The organism is Caulobacter sp. P1_B12_2, from assembly GCF_056406675.1.
Genome location: NZ_JBFTZS010000778.1, coordinates 1 through 1,078, shown reverse-complemented (window position 1 = coordinate 1,078; position 1,078 = coordinate 1). Strand labels below are relative to the sequence as shown.

General features: G+C 64.4%; 1 protein-coding gene. It reads left to right on the top strand.

The features are described from left to right. Positions 1 to 163 precede the first annotated feature (163 nt). Positions 164 to 790 carry an ATP-dependent Clp protease proteolytic subunit gene (locus AC1DZ6_RS25700; protein WP_035074762.1) on the top strand — a complete coding sequence of 209 codons (627 nt, stop codon included), beginning with the start codon at positions 164 to 166 and terminating at the stop codon, positions 788 to 790. The last annotated feature ends 288 nt before the right edge of the window (positions 791 to 1,078 follow it).

Sequence of the window (1,078 nt, the reverse complement as noted above, 5' to 3'; positions counted from 1 at the left end):
AACGAAATCAGGGCGCGATCCGCGAGGGTCGCGCCCTTTTTCATGGCCGAAGCTTCGGCCCGGCTCCTTGCAACCTGTTAAGCGCCACGCGATATGCGTTGGCGACGGCGCGCGGGGGCTGATTCGCTCGCGCCGCCCAGACACAATGAAAAGGGCGATCCCTATGTATGATCCGATGGCGACGGCGATGAACCTCGTGCCGATGGTGGTCGAACAGACCAGCCGCGGCGAGCGGGCGTTCGACATCTTCTCCCGTCTGTTGAAAGAGCGGATCATCTTCCTGACCGGTCCCGTCGAAGACGGGATGGCCAGCCTGATCTGCGCCCAGCTGCTCTTCCTGGAGTCCGAGAACCCCAAGAAGGAAATCGCCATGTACATCAACTCGCCCGGCGGCGTGGTGACGGCCGGCCTGGCGATCTACGACACCATGCAATACATCAAGAGCCCGGTCTCGACGGTGTGCATGGGCATGGCGGCCTCGATGGGCTCGCTTCTGCTGCAAGCCGGCGCTCCCGGCCAGCGCATCGCGCTGCCGAACGCCCGCATCATGGTCCACCAGCCGTCGGGTGGCTTCCGCGGCCAGGCCTCGGACATCGAGCGCCACGCCGAGGACATCATCAAGACCAAGCGCCGCTTGAACGAGATCTACGTCAAGCACACCGGCCGCACCTACGAGGAAGTCGAAAAGACCCTCGACCGCGACCACTTCATGAGCGCCGAGGAAGCCAAGGCCTGGGGTCTGATCGACCACATCAACGAAAGCCGCGACGCCTCGGAAGACAAGGCGTAAGCGCCTCTCTCTCTTTCGCGCAGATCAAGCCGCCGGCCGAGAGGTCGGCGGCTTTTTCATGATCTGGGCCTTGCCGCCGCGGGCAGAACGGCCGGGACGGGGGCCTTTCCTTTTTTGGGGTGGCGCCCCGGCGCGGAGCGGACCTATCGATTGTCCGCTAGGTGGGTAGCCGACCCGCTGATCCAGGCGGTGCGCGCGAAACCCCTCTCTCTTTGAGAGAGGGAGGGGCCCGCCGCCAAAGGCGGTGGGAGGGTGAGAGGTTTCACCGCTTCCGGAAAATCCCGATTC

Coding starts and splice junctions, on each gene's coding strand:
- AC1DZ6_RS25700 (WP_035074762.1), top strand. CDS start 164: ATGTATGATCCGATGGCGACGGCGATGAACCTCGTGCCGATGGTGGTC.